Below are 17,962 nucleotides of genomic sequence, written 5' to 3'. Positions count from 1 at the left end.
GCGCCCCGGCCGCATTGGCGTGACGCGGGCAAGCTCCGCCTGTCACCGCGTGATCAGCCGCGCGCCGCGATGGTAGGTGAAATAGGCCGCGATCCAGCTGATGGCGACGAAGAGCCGGCTGCGCAGATTGACCAGAAAATAGACGTGGACGACGCTCCAGAAGAGCCAGCCGACGAAGCCTGTCAGCTCCAGACGGCCGAGTTTCACGATGGCGGATTTTCTGCCGATCGTCGCCAGAGTTCCATGGTCGCGGTAGCGGAAGGGTTTTCTGGGCGCTTCGCCTTTCAGCCGCCGCCGGATGGCGCGGCCCGCATACCAGCCCATCTGCTTGGCTGACGCGGCGAGCGCCGGAATTGGCACGCCGAGGCGCCCGGTCTCAGCGTTGCGCGCTCGCGCTCTCGTCCGCGAGATGGGCGAGCGGGGAGGAAAGGGCTGATTTCTGACGCTCGGCGCGCCAGGTGCCGCCGCACATGTCGGTCGAGGAGGACCAGGCGCCCGCGCCCTTGCCACCCTTCAGAGCGCCGTGGAAGCGGGCGACATGCTCGCCTTCGCCTGTGAAGCGCGCGACGATGTTGCCCGCGTCGTCCACATAGCCCCAACTCGCGATCCTGGCCCCGCCGGCGTCGGCGATCCGGTTGTCGGCGACGGTCAGATCGGTCGGAATCAGCGACGGGCACTCGCCGACGGTCGTCGTCGCCTCGATCGTCCAGGATCCGTTGGGACCGGCGGGCGCCGTCGCCAGCGCGGGCGACGCGGCCGGCTTGTGGTATTTATGGGGTTTCGCCATGGCGCCGCCCGCCACGAGCGACGCCGCAAGACCAACGGTAAGAAATCTCATTTCGCCTCCTCCAGCGCATGCTGAAGCACGTCATACATGTCGCAGCCCACGTAGATGAACTCTGCGACGCCTGCATTACGCAGCGTCTCTTCGAGCTCGCCGGGGCGTCCGGCGGAATAAAGCCGCGCGCCGGCGCCCCTCAGGGCGATCGCGGCGGGCGCGGCGACATCTGCGTAAATCCGATCGGACGAGCACAGGCAAGCGATTTTCGCGCCAGACTCGCGGAAAGCCGCGGCGAGCTCGATGGTCGACTCCGTTTCGGGTCCAAAAACAGCTTCGATTCCGCCCGCCTCGAAAAAATTCTTGGCGAAATTGGCGCGGGCCGTAAAGGCGGCGACCGTGCCGAGATTGGCCAGAAACACTTTCGGCCGCCTGCCTGTTTTCTGGGCATAGGCGTCGGAGTCATCGCGTAGGCGCTCGAAAGGTTCGGCGAGGCGGCGGGGCGGGAGCGGCGCGGACCTCACGGCGCTGGCCGGCGCCTCGGCCGTCTGGCGCGACGCGTCGAAGGGGGCGAGCACGTCGAGCGCCTTTTCGTGGATGTCCGGAAACTCGTTGGCGCCGATCACCTTTTCGCGGGCGCGCGCCACCCGCTTGGCGCGCTCGCCGGCGGTCGCCGCCACGCGGCCCTGGAAGCTTCCCTTCTCCAGCGCCGCGGGCAGGCCGCCCTCGGCTTCGATCTCCTGAAAAGCGGCCCAGGCGCGGGCGCAGAGATCGTCCGTCAGCGCCTCGAATCCGCCGGCGCCGCTCGTCGGATCGTCGACCGCGTCGATGTGGGATTCATCCTGAAGAACGAGCTGCGTGTCGCGCGCGAGGCGGCGGGCGAAGCCGTCGGCCGCGCCGAAAGGCTGCGTGAAGGGCAGGACCGTGATCGTATCGGCGCCGCCGACGGCCGCCGAGAAGGTTGCGAGCGTGCCGCGCAGGATGTTGTTCCAGGGGTCGCGGCGCGACATCATCCGCCAGGCGGTTTCGGCGAAGATGAGGACGGGCGCGGGCGCGAGGCCGCAGGCGTCCTCGACGCGGGCCCAGAGGCGGCGCGCGGCGCGGAACTTGGCGACGCCCATGAATTCGTCCGCGTCCGCCGCGAAGCGCAGCGCGACGAGCGAACGCGCGGTCTCGATGTCGAGGCCGTTGTCGGTCAGCGCGCGCAGATAGGCGACGCCGGCCGCAAGCGCGAAGGCGAGCTCCTGCGTCTCCGATCCGCCCGCCGCATGCACGACCCGCGCGTCGGCGACCGCGACGCCCGCCTTGTAGCCAGCCCTGCCGATGGTCTTCGCCGCCTCGGCGAAGGTCTTCGACGCTTGTGTCCACGGCGCCGGCGCGAAACCGTGCAGCGCCTGAAGCCCGAGCGGATCGAGCCCGAAGGAAATGCGCGTGATCGAGGGGTCGATGTGTTGGGCGTCGACATGGCGCATGACGGCCGCCGCGGCATGGGCCGCGCGCGGCGACGCCTCCACGAGCAGGGGAATGCCGTAGTCGAGCCGAATGTTGGCGAGGAGCTGGGCGATCGTTCCGTCGCCGTCGCTCGTCAGGCCCGCGCCATAGGCGCCCTGCGATCCGGCAAAGACAATGTGCAGCCCGTCGGCGCCGCCCTCGAGGTCTTCGAGCGCCAGCCGATTGGCGGCCTCCGCGTCGGCGAGGTCCACGCGGCCGAGGATCGACCAGCGTCCCGGCGTGCGGCGCAGCGCGCGCGGGCCGGCCTCCTTCGCGCGGGCGTAGAGCGGAGCGATCGCCGCGCCGTCATAGGTCCTGGAGACGAGCGCGTCGAATGAGCCGCCTTTCAGAGCCTTGTCGACGAGCTTGCGCCACTGCTCCTCGGTCGGCTGTGGAAAAACCCCGGCGATGGCTGTCTCATTGGCGCTCATTTGGACCTGACCCCTCGTGTTTTGCGGCCTTTTGCCACGAAGCGCCCGCTTGGGGAAGCGGCCCCGCCGCCGCAGGGCCTCGGGCCGGGCTTTATTTTCGCATCCAAAACCCGTAACCAAGACGCATCCGCGCGCGCCGGGTGGCGAAGGGGCCGCGCGGCGCGCGCCCCCGCCTGCGTCAATGCGCCGCGTGCGGCGCACAAGACTTGTAAAAGCGCCGCGCGAAGGCCCTTGCTCTTTCGCGGGACCGCGAGACCTAACGGAGCCATTTTCGTGACCGATCAACCCCAGGACATTGCCAAGCTCAAAGAAGAGATCATCGAAGTCATTGCCTCGGAGGGAATGGTCGACCGCAGCAAGGTGACGCCCGACGCGACGATCGAGAGCCTCGACCTCAAGTCCGTCGACATCGTCATGATCCTCACCGCGCTCGAAGAGAAGTTCAACGTCTACATTCCCATGGATGGCTCCCTGCAGGAGGCGAAGACGGTCGAGGCTCTCATCGGCGCGATCGCCGAGCACATCCAGAAAGAGCGCGAGAACCAGTAAATGGCGGTTTCGCTCGGGGGAGCTTCGCTGGGGGGAGGGCGAGGACGCCGCGTCGTCGTCTCCGGCATGGGCGCCGTTTGCGCCTCGGGCGTGGGCGCGCGCAGGCTGTGGGAGGCCGCGCGCGACGGCGTCTCGCAAATCCGCCCCCTGAAGACGGTGCGTCCCTATGACGGGCGCATCAAGATCGCGGCTCAGGTCCCCGATTTCGATCCGGCCGCCTTCATCGAGCCCAACGTCCTGCCCTTCTGCGACCCCTTCACGCAATTCGCCGTCGTGGCGGCCGACGAGGCCATGGCGCAGGCGGGCTTCGGCCGCAAGGACATCGCCGGGCCGCGCACCGCCGTCATCATGGGCACCGGCATCGGCGGAATGACCACGATCGAGGACGGCATCTACAAATATTACGTCGAGCATACGCGGCCCGATACGCTGAGCGTGCCAAAGCTCATCCCGAGCGCCATGCCCACCACCATCGGCGCGCGTTTTTCGGCGCTCGGGCCGACTTTCGCCATCGGCAGCGCCTGCTCCTCGGCGAGCCAGTCGGTCGGCCTGGGCATGCAGATGATCCGCTCCGGCATGGTCGATCGCGCCATCGTCGGCGGCGCCGAAGCCTGCGTCATCAACGCCACCATCCGCGCCTGGGAGGGCCTGCGGGTGATGACTCCCAGTCTGTGCCGCCCCTTCTCGAAGGGCCGCAATGGCATGTCGCTCGGAGAGGGCGCCGCCGCCTTCGTTCTGGAGACCGCCGAGGCCGCGCGGGAGCGGGGCCACGAGCCGCTGTGCGAACTCGCGGGCTACGCCACGACGAGCGACGCCAAGGACCCCGTCCGCCCCGATCTCGACGGGGCGTCGAGCTGCATCGCGCTGGCGCTGGAGGATGCGGGCCTTTCGCCCCGCGACGTGCATTACATCAACGCCCATGGCACGGCGACCCACGCCAATGACATCACCGAGTCGGAGGCGATCCTGCGCGTCTTCGGCGATTACGGGCGCGAGGTTCCGGTTTCCTCCACCAAGCCGATCCACGGCCATGCGCTCGGCGCGAGCGGCGGGCTCGAACTCGCCATCACGATTCACGCGCTGCGGGAGCAGATCGTCCCCCCGACGATCAATTTCCTCGAATTTGATGAAAGCTGCCCGATCGACGCCGTGCCCAATGTCGCGCGCAAGCGCCGGATCGAGGCGGCGATCTCCAATTCCTTCGCCTTCGGCGGCATCAACGCGGTTCTGGCGGTGCGTCATGCCTGACGCGCTGGCCATTCTCGGACCCTTTCGTTTCCGGGTCGATCCCGCGCGCGCCGCCGCCTTCGCGCGCGAGACCGGGGGCGACGGCGCGAGCGTGCCGCTTTCCTATCCCGCGATCTGGATCGCCGATCCGAGGCTCTTCGATCCGGTGCGCGATCTCTGCGCGGTCGAGGGCGTCGTCCCGGTGCACGAGTCGCAGAGCTTCTCCTTCCAGGCGCCGCTTCGCGCCGGCGCCGACTATGACGTGACGGTCGCGCTGCGCCGCGAGGAGACGCCGCCGCGCCTCATCCTCGACGCGACCATCGCCGCCGACGGCGCAACAGTGGCCAGAGCCGAGACAATGCTGCGTCTCGTGCCGCGCGCGGGCTTTGGAGAGGGGGCATGAGCGGCGAGATCAAGATCGGCGACAAGCTGCCGGAGACCGTCATGGGGCCCTTCGACGCCGAGGCGCTCGCGCGCTACGCGGAAGTCTCGGGCGACGACAATCCGCTGCATCTCGACGACGCGGTGGCAGCGAAGATCGGCCTCGCCGCGCCGCCAGTGCACGGCATGAAGCTGCTCGCGGCCTTCGAGCCGATGATCAAAGGCTGGCGGAATGATCTCCGCCTCGTCGGGCTTTCGGCGAAATTCATCCAGCCTATCCTGCGCGGCGAGACGGTGACGCTCTCCGGCCGGGTGCTGCGGGCGTCGGACGATGAAGTCTTCGTCCGCCTCTTCGCCCATGGCGCGGCCCGCACGCCGGGCGTCATCGGCGAGGCGACGCTGCGGCGTGGGACGCGGTCGTGATCGGCTTGTCTACCCCCACCCCTAGCCCCTCCCCGCAAGGGGGAGGGGAATCCAAGCGGCGCGGCGGTTCATTGGCGATGGAGGTGCGGGCGGCTGCTAGACCCGAGTCAAAGCCCTCGCCCTTGCCGATGATCCCCTCCCTCCCCCTTGCGGGGACGGTCGGGGTGGGGGAAAGCCGCAATACCCCCCGTCGATCGTCGGCGCGCACTTCTTCCCAGCCTCAGGAGGGGCGCTCGTGACGAAACGCCTGCTCATCACCGGCGCCTCGTCGGGCATTGGCCGCGCTTTGGCGCTGGCGTATGCGAAGGACGGCGCCAGTCTCTTTCTGCTCGGGCGCGACAAAACGCGGCTCGAGGCCACGGCCGAGGCCTGCCGCGCCGCCGGCGCCGCCGATGTCGAGACCCGCATCGCCGATGTGCGCGACCGCGAGACCATGGCGCGGCTCGTGGAGGCGGCCCATGCAGCGCGCCCGCTCGATATCCTCGTCGCGAACGCCGGCGTTGCGACGGGGCTGTCGCCCGGCCAGATTCTCGAAACGTCCGACGCCGTCCGCGCCATGATGGCGATCAATGTCAACGGAGTCTTCAATACGGTCGAGCCGGCGATTCCGACGATGTGCGCACGGGGCGCGGGTCAGATCGCCATCGTCGGCTCCATGGCCGGCGTGCGGAGCCTGCCCTATTCGCCCGCCTATTGCGCGGCCAAGGCCAGCGTTCACATGTGGGCGGATTGCCTGCGCGGGCGTCTGGCGCCGCATGGCGTGAGCGTGAGCCTCATCGTGCCGGGCTTCGTCGAGACGCCCATGGCGGCGCGCACCAAATCCTGGCAGCCGGGCGCAATGTCGGATGCGAGAGCGGCCGAGATCATCAGGCGCGGGCTCGACCGGCGCCGCCCGGTCATCGCCTTCCCGGGCTATATGTATCACGCCATGCGCTTCTTCACCCTGCTGCCGCCGGGCCTCGTCGATGGCGTCATGCGCCGTTTCCATGTCGAGGTGCCGGAAACGAGCGAGCGCGAGGCCTCGTGACCTTTTCCGACATTCTGACATGGGCCGCCGCCGCTTATTGGGTCGTGGCGATGGGGCTTCTCGTCATTTCGGTCGTGGGCACGATCCTCCAGCCGCGGATCGCCGCTCGCCGCGCGACGCGGCGCGATCAGCCGCCGGTCTCCATCGTGCTGCCGGTGAAGCTGCTCGAAGACGGTTTCGATCGCACGCAGGAGTCCGCCTTCGCGCAGGCCTATCCCTCCTTCGACGTGACCGTCTCCTCGGCGGAAGCGGAGTCTCCGGCGGTGCGAAGGATGCGGGAGATTTTCGCCCGCCATCCGGAGCGGCCCTCGCGCGTGCTGCTTTCCACCGCGCGTTTCGCCGCGAGCCCTAAGGTCGACAATCTCTTCGCGCCCTTCATGCAGGCGCAAAACGACGTGATCCTGATGAAGGACGCCAATGTGCTGCTGGAGCCCGACGCGTTGGCCCAGCACATGCGCCAGCTCACCGACGAGGTCGGCCTCGTCTGCGCCATCCCCTATTGCGCCGGGCTCGAGAACTTCGCGGCCCATGTCGAGGCCGCGATCATCAACGGCCCCCATGCGCGCATGCTGTTCCTGGCCTCCTGCCTGGGGCAGGGGCATGGCGTCGGCAAGATCATGCTGTTCCGCCGCTCGGATTTTCTGCGCGCGGGCGGTTTCGACGCGATTTCGCACACGGTCGGCGAGGACAATGCGCTCGCCAAGGCGATGCGGCGAATCGGGCGGCGGCCGGTCTTTTCGCACCGGCCTGTACGGCAAAAGCTGGGCGCGCGCGCCTATGGGGATGTTTATCACAGGCAATTGCGCTGGAGCGTGATCCGCCGCAACGACGAGCTTCTGTCTTTCCTGCTGGAGCCGATTTGCCAGGCTTTTCCGGCGGTTATCGCCGGATCTCTGGCCGCGCCGCTCCTTGGCGCCTCTCACGCCGCAGGCTTTGCGGCGACCTTTCTGGTCTGGTTTGCGCTGGAGACATTGCTTTCCGTGGCCAAAGGATGGCAGTTATCGGTAGCGGCGCCAGCGGTTTTTATTGTCCGCGAGGCTATGATGATCGCGGTCTGGGTGAACGCCTGGATGACCGACCGGGTGGTCTGGGCGAAGGACAAGGTCCATGCGCGCGTCGCGGCGCCGCCGGCGCCCCCCGCGCAAGAAGAAGGATAACCTTTTGCTGCTCGGACTCCTCCAGTTCCTGGTCGACGCGGTCGCCTATCTCTGCGTCTCGATCCTGGTCGCCATCGGGCTCGGCTATCTCGTCGTCATAGGCCGCTTCCTCTATGACTGGATGCGCGGCGCGCGCGACCCGGAGGCGCCCGCCGTTCCCGACGCCGAGCTGCCGCATGTGCTGTTGCAGATTCCGGTCTTCAACGAGCCGCTCGTCACCGAACAGTCCCTGCGCTGCGTCGCCCAGCTCGACTGGCCCAAGGACAGGCTGCGCATCCAGCTTCTCGACGATTCGACGGACGAGACCACGGCCCGCGCCGCCGCCGTTGCGGAGGAACTCCGCGCGAATGGGACGATCATCGACCATGTGCGCCGCACCGACCGCTCGGGCTTCAAGGCCGGGGCCTGCGCCCATGGGCTGACGCTGACGAACGAGCCCTTCATCGCCATGCTGGACGCCGATTTCCGTCCCCCGGCGAATTGGCTCAAGCGCACCGTGCCGCTCTTTCTCACCGACCCGCGCGCCGGCTTCGTGCAGTCGCGCTGCGAATTCCAGAATTACGAGACCAACTGGCTCACGCGGGCGCAGGGCCTCATTCAGGACGGCCATTACATGGTCGAGCAGCGTTCGCGCGCGCTTGCGGGCTGGCTGTTCCAGTTCAACGGCACGGGCGGAATCTGGCGCCGCGCGACCGTCGAGGACGCCGGCGGCTGGTCGGATTATTCGCTCTGCGAGGACCTCGACCTTACCGTGCGCGCGGAGCTCGAGGGCTGGCACGGGCTCTTCGTCTCGGAGCCGCCCATTCCCGGCCAGGTGCCGGACGGCATTCGCGACTTCCGCCGCCAGCAGCGGCGCTGGTCCAACGGCTTCGTGCAGGTCGCGCAGAAGACCATCCTGCCGATCTGGGAAGCGCCCTGGCCGCTCGCCAAGCGCGTGATGGCGATCTCGCTCATCGCGCATCAGATTTTCTTTCCCTCGGCGGCGATCGGGCTGATCGCGCTCCTCATCGGCTCCCTGCTGCATGGTTCGGTCGCGCCCTATTACGGGCTTCTCGGGCTCGTCGCCGTCATGACGCTGATGGTGGCGCTCGGCATCACCCTTGCGCCATATCTCGCCCTCAAGCGCGGGACGGTCGTGGATTACGCCAAGACCGTGGGATCGGTTCCGCCGCTCTTCATTTATCTGGCTTTCGCCAATGGGGCGAAGATCCTGCAAACGCTGCGCGGCCGCAAATCCACTTTCAAGCGCACGCCCAAGCAGGAGACGGCGCCCGCCGGCGAGGCCGCCCCCTTCGACGCCGAGGCGGAATAGGGGGGAGCCCCGCAATCAAGGGGAAGGGGCCTGTCCGCCCCTTCTCTTACTCCAGCCGCACCGGCGCTTCGAAGGCGCCCTTGTCGGTGACGATGGTCAGGGTTGCGTCCGCGCTTTTCTGCGATTGGCCGGCGCCGAACAGCGTCAGCGAAAAAGCGTCGCCCTCTTTCTTGGCATCGAGGAAGAGCGGCTCCTTCACCTCCGCGAAGACATCCTGCGCCTTGCCGGAGCCGGAGAGGCCGACGCGCCAGACCCCCTCGCCGGTCTTCGTCACGGCGAGCCGCTTTCGCGCTTCAGCGGCCCCGATCTTAACGGGCGCCTGTTTTTCGGCCGCCGCAATGGCGCCCGCATAGGGCGAGGCGCCCGTCTGCGGCAAGGCGAGCGACAGCTCCGCCTTCGCCGGCAGGCAGATCTTGCCGCAGGCGGCGTAGTCGAGCTTCATGGCGAGCGTCGCCGGCGCCTTCGGGTCTTTCGGGGTGACCTTCAACGGGAAGATCACGGTCTCGTCATAGCCGGCGACGATCGTGCCGGCCTCGTCGATATGTTTGGGGAGCGGGAAGACGGGCTCGACGCTGGCGACATTCGCGGATTTCGAGAAGTCGAAGACCGGCGGCGAGCCGGCCTCTCCCGGCTGGCGCCAGTAGGTTACCGTCTTGGGATCGAGGGCGATCTCGACGCCGGCGCGATAGGCGCCGTCCTGCATCGGCCCCGCCGACAGCAGGCGGACGGCGGAGACGCTGCCCTTTGCCGGGGCGGTGGCGAAATCGGCCTCGGCGGCCAGCCCCGGCCCGACGGAGAGCGCCGCGCCGGCGGCGAACAGGGCGGCGGGGAGGGCGCGGCGAGCGCGCATCTTGAACCTTGTCTCGGGCATTGCCTCTCACGTGGGTGGGGACGCTTGCGATGTTCCCTTACGCCGCTTGTTAAGGGGGCGTTGCGGGCGTAGCATGACCCTATGAGCGCATTGCACAGGAAGCAAGAAGTGGCTGGACCGGAGCGGTTCGCTGGGAATGGCGGGCGTCGTTTCCTCGACGGACAGCTTCTGGTCGCCATGCCCGGAATGTCGGACGAGCGTTTCGCGCGCTCGGTCATCTATCTCTGCGCGCATTCGGAAGAAGGCGCCATGGGCATCGTCGTCAATCAGCCGTCCCGGGTGAAGAACTTTCCCGAGCTTCTCGTCCAGTTGCAGGTGATTGCGCCGCAGGAGCGCATCAGCCTGCCGCGCGGCGCGGAGGAGATTCAGGTCCTCTCCGGCGGCCCGGTGCAGACCGACCGCGGCTTCGTCTTGCACACGCCCGATTTCTTCCTCGACAATTCGACGCTTGCGATCGACGACGGGGTGTCGCTCACCGCGACCGTGGACATTCTGCGCGCCATCGCGGCGGGCGAGGGGCCGGACAGGGCGGTGCTGGCGCTGGGCTACGCCGGCTGGGACGCGGGCCAGCTCGAGGATGAGATTCAGAGAAACGGCTGGCTGCATTGCCCGGCCGATCCGGCGCTGCTCTTCGACCGCGATCTTTCCAGCAAATACACGCGCGCCCTGCGCTCCATGGGCGTGGACCTCGAGCGGCTCTCGTCGAGCGCCGGACACGCTTAGGCGTTCCGGTCGCGGATGGCCGGGACGAGCCCGGCCATGACCTTGGGCGAGGACGGATGGCTCCAACGCGCCCCACCGTGACGTTGACGCGTCATGCAGCGCTCGTCGCGGGCATCCCGCGCCTCACGGGGCCGGATTGCTATGGAGCTGGTGGATCTCATCGATCCGCGCTTCGATCTCGGGCGTGATCGTCACCTGCGCCGAGGCGAGGTCTTTCTCCAGTTGCGCCATCGTCGTCGCGCCGATGATGTTCGAGGTCACGAAAGGCCGCGACGTCACATAGGCGAGGGCGAGCTGCGCCGGATCGACGCCGAGGTCGCGGGCGAGCGACAGATAGGCGTCGATGGCGGCTTCCACGCCCGGCTTTTCATAGCGCTGGGCGCGTTCGAAGAGCGTGGTGCGCGCGCCCGCCGGCCGAGCGCCGCCCTGATATTTGCCGGTCAGATAGCCCTGCGCCAGGGGCGAATAGGCGAGAAGGCCCACCTGCTCGCGCTCGGCGAATTCCGCGAGCCCCATCTCGAAGGCGCGGTTGATGAGATTATAGGCGTTCTGGATCGAGACCACGCGCGGGCCGTGGCCGAGTTCGGCGGCGCGCAGAAAGCGCGCGACGCCCCAGGGCGTCTCGTTCGAGAGGCCGACATGGCGCACGAGGCCGTTCCGGACCAGTTCATCGAGCGCCTCCAGCGTTTCCTCGATGGGAACTTCGGCGCGTCTGGAGGGCGGCCGATAGGTCGTTCCACCCGCGCCCCAGAGCGGCAGCGAGCGGTCGGGCCAGTGCAGCTGGTAGAGATCGATGTAATCGGTTTGCAGGCGCTTCAGCGAGCCCTCGATCGCGAAACGGATGTTCTTGCGGTCGAGAACGGGCGCCGCGCCCTCGCGCAGCCAGCGCGCGTCGCCCCGGCCTGCGACCTTGGTCGCGATAATCGCCTTGTCGCGGTTTTTCCGCGCGGCGAGCCAGGAGCCGATGATGCGCTCGGTCGAGCCCTGCGTCTCGGGACGCGGCGGGATTGAATAGATTTCCGCCGTGTCGATGAAATTGACGCCCTGCGCAAAGGCGTAGTCGAGCTGCGCATGGCCTTCCTCTTCCGTGTTCTGCTGACCCCAGGTCATGGAGCCGAGACAGAGGGCGGAGACGGCGAGGTCGGTGCGGCCGAGCTTTCTGTATTCCATTGCGCGATCCTAGCGAAGAAACTGGCTCGATTGCAGCGCAAGGCGCAATTCGAAGCTCTGGAGCTGAGTGAAGATGGGCAGGAGCCAGTTGCGGATGGCGGCCCGCACGACGAGCGACATGGCGGGCGGCGGCTGGCGGAGGAATTCGGACAGCAAGAAGTCCGGGTCGTCCAGAAATCTTGCGATGGGGCGTTCGAGCTTCGAGATCACGAGCTTGCCGCGCGCCCGATAGTCCGCGAGCGTTTCCCGCGCCTCGAGCCCGAGCGGCGAAGCGCCCTCGTTGTGGACGACGGTCACCCACAGCTCGGGCCAGGTCGCGCCCAGGATGCGGCAATGGTTCGCCGCCATTTGCGACATGTCGGCCTGGAACATGACGACGGGCGTCACCCCGGCGCGCGCCGCCTCCTCGAAGAAGCCGATCTCGGAGATGATGGCGAAGAGCTGATCGAAGGAGTAGCTCCACACATCGACGACCTTGGGCGCGTCGTTTGGCACGAGCAGCCTGTCGAAGAGGGCGATCTGGCCCCGCACGTCGAAAATGTCGACGGCCTGCGCCAGGCCCGGAAAACGCTCGGCGTAGGAGGGTTCGCGGGCATCCGTGTCGAAGCCTTCGACCGGGACGCCGCGCGAAAGATAATAGTCCGTGACCAGCCGCGCCGTGGTTGTGACGCCGGTGCGCGAATGAGGCGAGCAGACGAAATAGACGAGCGTGCGGCGACTCATATGATCCTCGCGGACGAGGCGGCGCCGCCATCGCCTCAGGCCTTCGCTGCTCCGTTGATGAGATCGAGGAGGCCGACCCGCTCGAATTCGTCCGCGACGCGCGACAGCCAGCTCTTGACCTTGCCCCGCAACACGAAAGAGTAATTCGCCGCCTCGCCCGCCGACGTCTGATTTTCGATGAAGGTCATGAAGGGCGCGCCGGCGAGTTCGACCTGCTCATAGGCGAGCGCATCGAGCTTGGGGATGGTGATTTCGCCCGTCGTGACCACTTCCTCGAAATATTTCGCGTGGGTCTGCGGGTCCCACTCGAAGAACGTCGTATCGTTCACATGGTTTTTCACCATGAAATAATTCGCGTCGGTCATATAGGGCGCGATTTCGGCGATCTCGTCCAGCGACGCGATCGACGGGCCGATGACATGCAGCAGGATAAAGCGGAATTCGCCCGCAGCGACGGCGTCGAAGAAGCCGATTTCGTCGAGCGCCTCGAGCGCGGGGCTCAGGCCGCCGGCCCGCACGTCGATGACGCTGACTTTCGTGTCCGCCGAGTTGAGCGTGTCGATGATCTTCATCTGGTCGGCCGTCGAGGTCAGATCGACGATCGCCGTTTCATCGGGGTGGAAGCGGTAGAGCGTGCCGCGCGGCGTCTCCGTGTCGAAGGCGCGGGTCTCGATGCCGTTGAGCGAGAGGAAGTCGAGAATGGCGCGGGAAATCGTCGTCTTGCCGACGCCGCCCTTGTCCGCGCCGACGACGATCACCGTCGGTCGGACATCGACGACGGGCGCCTTCTGCACCGGTTTCGTCTCCCGGCGCGGCTCCGGCTCCGGCTTGGGAGACGGCGTCTGCTTCACGGGTTTCATTGGCCTTTTAACCATGCGGTCTCCTATGGCGCTCGAGCGTTGCGCCGCTCCTTGTACCTGTGATTCTCGGCAAACATACAACGCGCATGCTTGCCATGCCCCAGCTTTCTCGGCATTGCAAAAATCAATTCAACGTATTTTGAATGTTGATTGTGGCATAGGGCGCTATTGGAAAGTGAATTGACTTGCGTGCGATTTAAGGTATCTAACCGTTCGAAATACAGAACGCCAAGGCTGTTGGCGGCGAGGTTTTCGAAAGATCGAAGAACGAGCCCATGAGTATTGCATTGGACATAGTCGACACGCGCGCTGCGCCGCTGGAGCCCGAGACGCCCGTTTTGCGCGTCGAGGACCGCAATGGCGTCGTTCATGAGCTCGCGGCCGTGGAAGGCTGGAGACTTATGGAAATCCTCCGCGATTACGGCATCGGTATGGAGAACACCTGCGGCGGCGCGCTCGCCTGCGCGGAATGCCATGTCGTGCTCGACGCGAAATCGGCCGCCCGCGTGCCGCCGCCGCGCGAGGACGAATTGGAGAAGCTCGACGAATTGCCGATGCTTTATGAAAACTCCCGTCTGAGCTGCCAGATCATCTGGTCGGACGAGATGAACGGGCTCACGCTCAAGCTGGCGCAGGAGACATGATGTCGGCGCTCAAGAACCCCCAGATTCTGCTCGCCTCCAATCTCGCCGACGGCGAGGTCGTGTTTCTCGGGCCTTCGGGCTGGGAGCGCGATCACGCGCGGGCGCGCGTCGCGCGCGACAAGGATGAAGCCGCCGCGCTCGAGGCCTTCGGCAAGGCGGAAATTGCAGCCAATCGGGTCGTCGACGTTTATCTCGCCGATGTGGCCCTTGGCGCCGACGGCGCGCCGACGCCGATGCATTATCGTGAAAAAATGCGCGTGAAGGGACCGAGCGTGCGCCTCGATCTCGGCAAGCAGGCCGCGGGAGCCGCATGATGACCGCACATGATCCAAGCCTCGCCCGGCCGAATGCGCCGGTGACGACCTATCGCTACGACGATTTCGACGCCGCCTTCGTGCGCGAGCGCGTCGCCGAATTTCGCGAACAGGTGAGACGGCGCCTCGACGGCAAGCTGACCGAGGACGAGTTCCGGCCCTTCCGTCTGATGAACGGCCTCTATCTGCAGCTCCACGCCTATATGCTGCGCGTCGCCATCCCCTATGGCACGCTGACCGCGCGGCAGATGCGCCGCCTCGCCGACATCGCCGACAAATACGACCGCGGCTACGGTCATTTCACGACGCGCCAGAATCTCCAGTACAACTGGCCGAAGCTCGTCGACACGCCCGACATTCTCGAGGCTTTGGCCGAGGTCGAGATGCACGCCATCCAGACCTCCGGCAATTGCATCCGCAACGTCACGGCCGATCACTTCGCCGGCGTCGCGCCGGACGAGATCGAGGACCCGCGCGCCACGGCTGAATTCCTGCGCCAGTGGTCGAGCGCGCATCCGGAATTTTCCTTCCTGCCGCGCAAGTTCAAGATCGCCGTCACCGGCGCCGCGCATGACCGCGCGGCGATCATGGTGCACGACATCGGCCTCGCGATCGTGAAGAATGACGCGGGCGAGATCGGCTACAGGGTCGTCGTCGGCGGCGGCCTCGGCCGCACGCCTTTCGTCGGAAAGGTCATTTCCGACTTCGTGCCGCGCGCCGAGCTCCTCGCCTATCTCGAGGCGATCATGCGCGTCTACAACCGCTTCGGCCGGCGCGACAACAAATACAAGGCGCGCATCAAGATCCTCGTTCACGAGAAGGGGATCGACGAAGTGCGCGCCGCCGTCGCGGCGGAATACGCGGCGATGGACCGCTCGGTCTTCTCCTATGATCCGGCGGAATTCGAGCGCATCGCGGCCTTTTTCGCGCCGCCGCCCTATGAGGCGCTGCCGGCCGAGTCGCAGAAGCTGCGGGCCGCTCGCGTCGAGCATCCGGCCTTCGGCAATTTCGTCGAGGTGAATGTCGCGCGTCACAAGACGCCGGGCTACGCCATCGTCACCGTGTCCCTGAAGCCCATCGGCGGCATTCCCGGCGACGCCACCTCGGCGCAGATGCGCCTTCTCGCGGAGGCGAGCGAGCGTTTCGGCTTCGGCGAATTGCGCATCTCCCACGAGCAGAACGTCATCCTGCCGCATGTGAAGCAGGACGACCTCTTCGATCTGTGGCGGATGCTCGACGCCGCCGGCCTCGCCACTGCAAACGCCGGGCTCGTTTCCGACATCATCTCCTGCCCCGGCCTCGATTACTGCTCGCTGGCGACGGCGCGCTCGATTCCGGTCGCGCAGGCGATCTCGAAGCGGTTCTCCGATCTCTCGCGCCAGCGCCGCATCGGCAAACTCGGGATCAAGATTTCGGGCTGCATCAACGCCTGCGGCCATCATCACGTGGCGGCCATCGGCGTTCTCGGCCTCGAAAAGAAAGGCCAGGAATCCTATCAGATCACGCTCGGCGGCGATCCGACCTTCTCCGCCTCGATCGGCGAGATTCTCGGCCCCGGCGTCACGGCCGAGCAGGTGCCGGACGTGATCGAACATCTCGTCGATTTCTATCTGGCGGAGCGCCGGGAAGGCGAGGCCTTTATCGAAACCTGGCGGCGCGTGGGCCATGCGCGCTTCAAGGACGTTCTGCGTCGGGAGGGCGAAGATGGCGCTGATATCTGACGGCCGCTTCGTCGAGGACGGCTGGCGCCGGCTCGCCGAGGAAGAGGCGCTGCCCAAGACCGGCAAGGTCATCGTGTCGCTTTCGCGCCTTCCGCATGCGCTGGAGGTCCACGGACCGGGCGTCGATCTCGGCGTCATCGTCCCGAACACGACCGAACCCGCGGCGCTGGCGGAGGCGCTGCCCAAGCTCGGCCTCGTCTCCATCGTTTTCCCGGCCTTCGCCGACGGGCGCGGCTTTTCGCTCGCGCGTCTCATTCGTCGCGCGGGCTTTACGGGCGAATTGCGCGCCAGCGGTCGTCTGCTGGCGGACCAATACGCCCATGCGCTGGGCTGCGGCTTCGACACGGTCGAGATCCCCGACGACATCGAAGAGCGGCAGGATGAATCGCAATGGCGCGCGGCGCGCGACGCCCATGCGCGGACCTATCAGCGCGGCTATGTCGCGCAAGGCTCGATCCTCGACGCGCGGCGAAAGGCGCTCGCGCGATGACGGCTTCGATCCCGGAAATTCTCGCGCCGCGCCTCGCGCCGCTCGATCTCGATCACCGGCTCCAGCTGGTGCGCGAACTCATCCCCGGCCGCATCGTCTTCACGACGAGCTTCGGCATAGAGGATCAATTCATCACCCATTCGATCTTCACCCAGGGTCTCGACATCGACGTCGTGACGATCGACACGGGGCGGCTCTTTCCCGAGACCTATACGCTCTGGGAGGAGACCGAAGCGCGTTACGCGCGCCGCATCCGCGCGGTCTATCCGCAGGCCGAGCCGCTCGAGAAACTCGTCGAAGCGCAGGGCGTGAACGGTTTCTATAAATCCGTCGAGGCGCGCAAGGCCTGCTGCCATGTGCGCAAGGTCGAGCCGCTCGGGCGGCTTCTGCATGGCGTCTCCGGCTGGATCACGGGCCTGCGCGCCGATCAGTCGGCCGCGCGCGCCGACGTTCAGATGGTCGCTTTCGACGCCGCTTACAGGACGATCAAGATCAACCCGGTTCTCGATTACACGCGCGACGCCATCGCGGCCGCGACGGAAGAGTTTTCCATCCCCGTGAACGCCCTTCACGGACAAGGCTTCCTGTCCATCGGCTGCGCGCCCTGCACGCGGGCGATCGAGCCCGGCGAGGATGAACGCGCCGGCCGCTGGTGGTGGGAGCAGGACGACAAGAAGGAATGCGGCCTGCATGTCGGCGAGGACGGCGTCCTGCGCCGCGGGCCGTCGCAGAAGTCGCCGGAGGCGTTTCAATGACGGCTATGCCCACGCGGTCCCTCGGCCATCTCGACCGGCTCGAGGCGGAGAGCATTCACATCATGCGCGAGGCCGTCGCCGAATGCGAGCGGCCGGTGATGCTGTTCTCGATTGGCAAGGATTCCATGGCGATGCTGCATGTCGCCATGAAGGCCTTCTATCCCTCGAAGCCGCCCTTCCCGTTGATGCACGTCAACACGACGTGGAAGTTTCGCGAGATGATCGAGTTTCGCGACCGCATCGTGAAGGACTGGGGCCTGGAGCTCATCGAATACATCAATCCCAAGGGGATCGAGATGGGCATCGGGCCGTTCAGCCACGGCTCCAAGCTCCATACCGAGATCATGAAGACGGAGGCGCTCAAACAGGCGCTGGACAAGTATAAATTCGACGCGGCCTTCGGCGGCGCGCGCCGCGACGAAGAGAAGTCGCGCGCCAAGGAGCGCGTGCTCTCCTTCCGCACCGCGCAGCACCGCTGGGACCCGAAGAACCAGCGCCCGGAATTCTGGCGCCTCTACAATACGCGCAAGGCGCCGGGGGAGAGCCTGCGCATCTTCCCCATGTCCAATTGGACCGAAGCGGACATCTGGGATTACATCGCGCGCGAGAACATCCCCGTCGTGCCGCTCTATTTCGCCAAGGAGCGGCCGGTCGTGCGCCGCAGCGGCACGCTGATCATGGTCGACGACGACCGCATGAAGCTCGAGCCCGGCGAGGTCATCGAGCACAAGATGGTGCGCTTCCGCACGCTCGGCTGCTATCCACTGACCGGCGGCATCGAGAGCGAGGCGGCGACCCTCGACGAGATCATCACGGAAATGCGCGAGAGCCGCTCTTCCGAGCGGCAGGGCCGCCTGATCGACCACGACGGGTCGAGCTCCATGGAACAGAAGAAGCAGGAAGGGTATTTCTGAC

The 17,962-nt window shown here is 66.7% G+C and carries 21 protein-coding genes; 14 read left to right on the top strand and 7 right to left on the bottom strand.

The annotated features are described in order from the left end of the window. Positions 1-42: 42 nt before the first annotated feature. Genes WOC76_RS17310 through WOC76_RS17300 form a run of 3 tightly spaced genes read right to left on the bottom strand, consistent with a single transcriptional unit; the run spans position 43 to position 2,700 of the window. Positions 43-360 carry a hypothetical protein gene (locus WOC76_RS17310; RefSeq protein ID WP_341105082.1) on the bottom strand — a complete coding sequence of 106 codons (318 nt, stop codon included), beginning with the start codon at positions 358-360 and terminating at the stop codon, positions 43-45. Between the two features lie 16 nt (positions 361-376). Next, positions 377-838, bottom strand: a complete 462-nt coding sequence (locus tag WOC76_RS17305; RefSeq protein WP_341105084.1) for a hypothetical protein — start codon at positions 836-838, stop codon at positions 377-379. Further along, positions 835-2,700, bottom strand: a complete 1,866-nt coding sequence (locus WOC76_RS17300; protein ID WP_341431514.1) for a methylmalonyl-CoA mutase family protein — start codon at positions 2,698-2,700, stop codon at positions 835-837. Before WOC76_RS17300 ends, WOC76_RS17305 begins: the two co-directional genes overlap by 4 nt. Positions 2,701-2,973: 273 nt before the next feature. Here WOC76_RS17300 and WOC76_RS17295 point away from each other — a divergent pair, with 273 nt between their 5' ends. The 7 genes from WOC76_RS17295 (at position 2,974) to WOC76_RS17265 (ending at position 8,776) form a co-directional block, all read left to right on the top strand. Further along, positions 2,974-3,249 (top strand): acyl carrier protein, encoded by a 276-nt coding sequence (locus WOC76_RS17295; protein WP_341105086.1) that lies wholly within the window; start codon positions 2,974-2,976, stop codon positions 3,247-3,249. Next, positions 3,250-4,497 carry a beta-ketoacyl-[acyl-carrier-protein] synthase family protein gene (locus tag WOC76_RS17290; RefSeq protein WP_341105087.1) on the top strand — a complete coding sequence of 416 codons (1,248 nt, stop codon included), beginning with the start codon at positions 3,250-3,252 and terminating at the stop codon, positions 4,495-4,497. Beyond that, positions 4,490-4,879, top strand: a complete 390-nt coding sequence (locus tag WOC76_RS17285; RefSeq protein ID WP_341105089.1) for a hypothetical protein — start codon at positions 4,490-4,492, stop codon at positions 4,877-4,879. Before WOC76_RS17290 ends, WOC76_RS17285 begins: the two co-directional genes overlap by 8 nt. Then, entirely contained in the window at positions 4,876-5,280 is a 405-nt protein-coding gene (locus WOC76_RS17280; protein WP_341105091.1) for a MaoC family dehydratase, read from the top strand. Before WOC76_RS17285 ends, WOC76_RS17280 begins: the two co-directional genes overlap by 4 nt. A gap of 235 nt (positions 5,281-5,515) precedes the next feature. After that, the gene (locus tag WOC76_RS17275; protein ID WP_341105093.1) at positions 5,516-6,307 is read left to right on the top strand and encodes an SDR family NAD(P)-dependent oxidoreductase; all 792 of its coding nucleotides are present in this window, start codon (positions 5,516-5,518) and stop codon (positions 6,305-6,307) included. Then, positions 6,304-7,464, top strand: coding sequence for a glycosyltransferase (locus WOC76_RS17270; RefSeq protein ID WP_341431513.1), 1,161 nt, complete (start codon positions 6,304-6,306; stop codon positions 7,462-7,464). The genes WOC76_RS17275 and WOC76_RS17270 overlap by 4 nt, the downstream gene beginning before the upstream one ends. Positions 7,465-7,471: 7 nt before the next feature. Next, on the top strand, positions 7,472-8,776 hold the full coding sequence (locus WOC76_RS17265) for a glycosyltransferase family 2 protein (protein WP_445730669.1): 1,305 nt from the start codon (positions 7,472-7,474) through the stop codon (positions 8,774-8,776). 46 nt (positions 8,777-8,822) lie between these two features. Here WOC76_RS17265 and WOC76_RS17260 read toward each other — a convergent pair whose 3' ends face one another. Continuing rightward, on the bottom strand, positions 8,823-9,647 hold the full coding sequence (locus tag WOC76_RS17260) for a protein-disulfide reductase DsbD domain-containing protein (RefSeq protein WP_341105097.1): 825 nt from the start codon (positions 9,645-9,647) through the stop codon (positions 8,823-8,825). A gap of 81 nt (positions 9,648-9,728) precedes the next feature. Here WOC76_RS17260 and WOC76_RS17255 point away from each other — a divergent pair, with 81 nt between their 5' ends. After that, a complete protein-coding gene (locus tag WOC76_RS17255; RefSeq protein ID WP_445730607.1) occupies positions 9,729-10,370 on the top strand; it encodes a YqgE/AlgH family protein in 642 nt (213 codons plus the stop codon). A gap of 123 nt (positions 10,371-10,493) precedes the next feature. Here WOC76_RS17255 and WOC76_RS17250 read toward each other — a convergent pair whose 3' ends face one another. The 3 genes from WOC76_RS17250 to WOC76_RS17240 are packed head-to-tail and all read right to left on the bottom strand — an operon-like array spanning position 10,494 to position 13,138. Continuing rightward, positions 10,494-11,540 carry an aldo/keto reductase gene (locus tag WOC76_RS17250; protein WP_341105099.1) on the bottom strand — a complete coding sequence of 349 codons (1,047 nt, stop codon included), beginning with the start codon at positions 11,538-11,540 and terminating at the stop codon, positions 10,494-10,496. Between the two features lie 9 nt (positions 11,541-11,549). Then, positions 11,550-12,263 carry a hypothetical protein gene (locus WOC76_RS17245; RefSeq protein WP_341105100.1) on the bottom strand — a complete coding sequence of 238 codons (714 nt, stop codon included), beginning with the start codon at positions 12,261-12,263 and terminating at the stop codon, positions 11,550-11,552. 35 nt (positions 12,264-12,298) lie between these two features. Further along, on the bottom strand, positions 12,299-13,138 hold the full coding sequence (locus WOC76_RS17240; protein ID WP_341105102.1) for a hypothetical protein: 840 nt from the start codon (positions 13,136-13,138) through the stop codon (positions 12,299-12,301). Between the two features lie 260 nt (positions 13,139-13,398). On the opposite strand from WOC76_RS17240, the gene WOC76_RS17235 reads away from it, so the two are divergent. Genes WOC76_RS17235 through cysD form a run of 6 tightly spaced genes read left to right on the top strand, consistent with a single transcriptional unit; the run spans position 13,399 to position 17,961 of the window. Next, positions 13,399-13,767 carry a 2Fe-2S iron-sulfur cluster-binding protein gene (locus tag WOC76_RS17235; protein ID WP_341105103.1) on the top strand — a complete coding sequence of 123 codons (369 nt, stop codon included), beginning with the start codon at positions 13,399-13,401 and terminating at the stop codon, positions 13,765-13,767. Then, positions 13,767-14,081, top strand: coding sequence for a DUF2849 domain-containing protein (locus tag WOC76_RS17230; RefSeq protein ID WP_341105104.1), 315 nt, complete (start codon positions 13,767-13,769; stop codon positions 14,079-14,081). Before WOC76_RS17235 ends, WOC76_RS17230 begins: the two co-directional genes overlap by 1 nt. Then, positions 14,081-15,802, top strand: coding sequence for a nitrite/sulfite reductase (locus WOC76_RS17225; RefSeq protein ID WP_341105107.1), 1,722 nt, complete (start codon positions 14,081-14,083; stop codon positions 15,800-15,802). The genes WOC76_RS17230 and WOC76_RS17225 overlap by 1 nt, the downstream gene beginning before the upstream one ends. Continuing rightward, positions 15,786-16,292: a DUF934 domain-containing protein gene (locus WOC76_RS17220; protein ID WP_341105109.1), complete on the top strand. Its 507-nt coding sequence runs from the start codon at positions 15,786-15,788 to the stop codon at positions 16,290-16,292. Before WOC76_RS17225 ends, WOC76_RS17220 begins: the two co-directional genes overlap by 17 nt. Further along, entirely contained in the window at positions 16,289-17,047 is a 759-nt protein-coding gene (locus WOC76_RS17215; RefSeq protein WP_341105111.1) for a phosphoadenylyl-sulfate reductase, read from the top strand. Before WOC76_RS17220 ends, WOC76_RS17215 begins: the two co-directional genes overlap by 4 nt. Continuing rightward, positions 17,044-17,961, top strand: a complete 918-nt coding sequence (cysD, locus tag WOC76_RS17210; protein WP_341105112.1) for a sulfate adenylyltransferase subunit CysD — start codon at positions 17,044-17,046, stop codon at positions 17,959-17,961. Before WOC76_RS17215 ends, cysD begins: the two co-directional genes overlap by 4 nt. The last annotated feature ends 1 nt before the right edge of the window (position 17,962 follow it).

It is taken from the genome of Methylocystis sp. IM3 (assembly GCF_038070105.1).
GTDB lineage: Bacteria > Pseudomonadota > Alphaproteobacteria > Rhizobiales > Beijerinckiaceae > Methylocystis.
Note: the sequence above shows the minus strand (reverse complement) of the source record. Positions and strands in the feature narration are given on the sequence as shown.

Coding starts and splice junctions, on each gene's coding strand:
- WOC76_RS17305 (WP_341105084.1), bottom strand. CDS start 838: ATGAGATTTCTTACCGTTGGTCTTGCGGCGTCGCTCGTGGCGGGCGGC.
- WOC76_RS17300 (WP_341431514.1), bottom strand. CDS start 2,700: ATGAGCGCCAATGAGACAGCCATCGCCGGGGTTTTTCCACAGCCGACC.
- WOC76_RS17290 (WP_341105087.1), top strand. CDS start 3,250: ATGGCGGTTTCGCTCGGGGGAGCTTCGCTGGGGGGAGGGCGAGGACGC.
- WOC76_RS17285 (WP_341105089.1), top strand. CDS start 4,490: ATGCCTGACGCGCTGGCCATTCTCGGACCCTTTCGTTTCCGGGTCGAT.
- WOC76_RS17280 (WP_341105091.1), top strand. CDS start 4,876: ATGAGCGGCGAGATCAAGATCGGCGACAAGCTGCCGGAGACCGTCATG.
- WOC76_RS17260 (WP_341105097.1), bottom strand. CDS start 9,647: ATGCCCGAGACAAGGTTCAAGATGCGCGCTCGCCGCGCCCTCCCCGCC.
- WOC76_RS17255 (WP_445730607.1), top strand. CDS start 9,729: ATGAGCGCATTGCACAGGAAGCAAGAAGTGGCTGGACCGGAGCGGTTC.
- WOC76_RS17250 (WP_341105099.1), bottom strand. CDS start 11,540: ATGGAATACAGAAAGCTCGGCCGCACCGACCTCGCCGTCTCCGCCCTC.
- WOC76_RS17245 (WP_341105100.1), bottom strand. CDS start 12,263: ATGAGTCGCCGCACGCTCGTCTATTTCGTCTGCTCGCCTCATTCGCGC.
- WOC76_RS17240 (WP_341105102.1), bottom strand. CDS start 13,138: ATGGTTAAAAGGCCAATGAAACCCGTGAAGCAGACGCCGTCTCCCAAG.
- WOC76_RS17235 (WP_341105103.1), top strand. CDS start 13,399: ATGAGTATTGCATTGGACATAGTCGACACGCGCGCTGCGCCGCTGGAG.
- WOC76_RS17230 (WP_341105104.1), top strand. CDS start 13,767: ATGTCGGCGCTCAAGAACCCCCAGATTCTGCTCGCCTCCAATCTCGCC.
- WOC76_RS17225 (WP_341105107.1), top strand. CDS start 14,081: ATGACCGCACATGATCCAAGCCTCGCCCGGCCGAATGCGCCGGTGACG.
- WOC76_RS17220 (WP_341105109.1), top strand. CDS start 15,786: ATGGCGCTGATATCTGACGGCCGCTTCGTCGAGGACGGCTGGCGCCGG.
- WOC76_RS17215 (WP_341105111.1), top strand. CDS start 16,289: ATGACGGCTTCGATCCCGGAAATTCTCGCGCCGCGCCTCGCGCCGCTC.
- cysD (WP_341105112.1), top strand. CDS start 17,044: ATGACGGCTATGCCCACGCGGTCCCTCGGCCATCTCGACCGGCTCGAG.